The 2,372-nt window shown below is 66.9% G+C and carries 2 protein-coding genes; both read right to left on the bottom strand.

The genetic code is table 11. The features are described from left to right. The coding region (locus VEG08_05990; protein ID HXZ27535.1) for an NADP-dependent isocitrate dehydrogenase at positions 1-1,377 on the bottom strand (1,377 nt) is incomplete at its 3' end. Between the two features lie 191 nt (positions 1,378-1,568). Further along, positions 1,569-2,372 (bottom strand): hypothetical protein (locus VEG08_05985; GenBank protein ID HXZ27534.1); only part of this gene is annotated, 804 nt, incomplete at its 5' end.

Genomic DNA, 2,372 nt, shown 5'->3' with positions numbered 1-2,372 from the left:
GGCGAACTCGCTGGTCTTGACCTTGGTGGCGCCCTCCATCAGCCGCTCGAAGTCGTAGGTGACCTTCTTCTGCTGGATGGTGCGCTCCAGGCCGTGCTCGATCAGCCGCGCCGCCTCCGGCCAGCCCAGGAAGTCGAACATCATCACCCCCGAGAGCATCACCGACGAGGGATTGATGACGTCCTTGTCGGCATACTTGGGGGCGGTGCCGTGGGTGGCCTCGAAGCAGGCGTACTCGTCGCCGATGTTGGCGCCGGGGGCGATGCCCAGCCCGCCGATCTGCGCCGCGCACGCGTCCGAGATGTAGTCGCCGTTCAGGTTGGGCGTGGCCAGCACGTGGTACTCGTCCGGCCGCGTCACCACCTGCTGGAAGATGGAGTCGGCGATGCGGTCGTTGATCATCAGCTTCTTCTTCCACTGCCCATTGCCATGGCTGGGGTAGAGGAACTCCAGCACCGCCTTGACCTCGGCGGCCACCTGGCTGCGGAACTCCGCCGTGGCGAACTCCAGTCCCGGCTCCACCATGCCGGCGTTGGCCTCGATGCTCAGGTTCGGGTTCTTGTCCTTGTTGTCCAGGATCCAGCTCTCGCGCTCGGTGACCACCTGCTCGCGGAACTCGTCCACCGCCAGCTCGTAGCCCCAGTTGCGGAAGGCGCCCTCGGTGAACTTCTGGATGTTGCCCTTGTGCACCAGGGTGACCACCTTGCGCCCGTTGGCCAGCGCATGCTGGATGGCCTTGCGCACCAGCCGCTTGGTCCCGGTGATGGAGATAGGCTTGATGCCCACGCCCGAGTCCATCCGGATGCGCTTGGACCCGCTCTTCAGCATCTCCTTGTTCAGGAACTCGATCAGCTTCCGGACCTCGGGGGTCCCCTGCTGCCACTCGATGCCGGCGTACACGTCCTCGGTGTTCTCGCGGAAGATGATCACGTTCATGCGCTCGGGATGCTTCACCGGCGAGGGCACGCCCTGGTAGTACTTTACCGGGCGCACGCAGGCGTAGAGGTCGAGGATCTGGCGCAGCGCCACGTTGAGGGAGCGGATGCCGCCGCCGATGGGCGTGGTCAGCGGCCCCTTGATGGCGACCCGGAACTCCTTGATGGCATTCACGGTGTCGTCCGGCAGCCAGGTCTTGAACTGAGTGAACGCCTTCTCGCCGGCGAAGACCTCGTACCAGGCCACCCGGCGCTTGCCGCCGTAGGCCTTCTGCACCGCCGCGTCGAACACCCGCCGCGAGGCCTTCCAGATGTCCCGCCCCGTGCCGTCGCCCTCGATGAAGGGCACGGTCGGGTTGTCCGGAACCTGGAACTTCCCGTCGCTGTAGCTGATCTTCTGGCCGTCCGTGGGGACGGGGTTGCCGTTGTACGAAGCCGCCATCGCTCAATACCTCCGTAGAATAAGAACTCGCACGATTCTAGGGTCCGCGGCGCACCCCGCCCTATGACATGCGTCACATCCTCCTGTGACAGCGTCACAGGCGCCCCGGAGCGAGTTCTTACCTTATCACCGCCGAACCGCCCCAGGGGGCGGAAATCCGCCCCGGAACCCACTCTACAACCGGCTGCCGGCTACTTCACTACTCGCTCGTACACCGCCCGCACCGTCTCGAATCCCCGCTCCATCTCCCGCTCCAGCCCTTCGGGAAACTCCCGGCCGAGGATGCGCGCTGCCAGGCTCTCCACCGTGCGCCGGGCATGTTCGGAGGCGGGCAGCGACTTGCGCGCTCGCCCCAGCACCAGCCGTACCACGTGCTCGACCGTGCGGAATAGCTCCGCTGCGGCGTCCAGGGTAGCGCAATCCGCATCGCTCAGTCGGCCGCGCGCCGCCAGCCCGTGCAGCCGCTCCCGGATGTTCCCCCTGGTCTCGCCTATGCCGGCCCGCACCAGCAGCATGCAGACGATGAAATCGATGTCGTAGAAGCCGCCGGCGACGGTCTTGAAGTTGCTTTCTCCCGCCTCCGCTCTCTCCAACTTAGCCCGCATCTCGCGCGCCGCCGCCGCGAAACTCCGGTCCAGCCCGAAGCGCGGGAAGTGACGCTCCACTCGTACCCGTGCCCGCTCTGCCAGCTCCTCCGGGCCCGCGATGCGCCGCAGCTTGGTGTAGGTGAGCGCCTCCCAGGGCTGTGCCTCCTCGGCGAAATACTGCTCCAGGTTGGAGGGCGTGACCACCAGCTCGCCCTCGCCGCCGCGCGGCCGCAGCCGGGGATCGACGGCAAAGACGATGCCCTCCTTGGTGTAGGCCGCCAGGGCTTCCACCACGCGCTCGGCGGCGCGCGCAGCCTGGGCTGGGTCGGAACGCTCGTCGCGCACGAAGACCAGGTCGGCGTCGGAGGCGATGTCGAACTCCTCGCTGCCCAGCCGCCCCAACGCCAG

Source organism: Terriglobales bacterium (assembly GCA_035624475.1).
Lineage (GTDB): Bacteria > Acidobacteriota > Terriglobia > Terriglobales > Acidobacteriaceae > DASPRL01.
The sequence above is the reverse complement of the archived record's forward strand: the minus strand, read 5'-3'. Positions and strand labels throughout refer to the sequence as shown.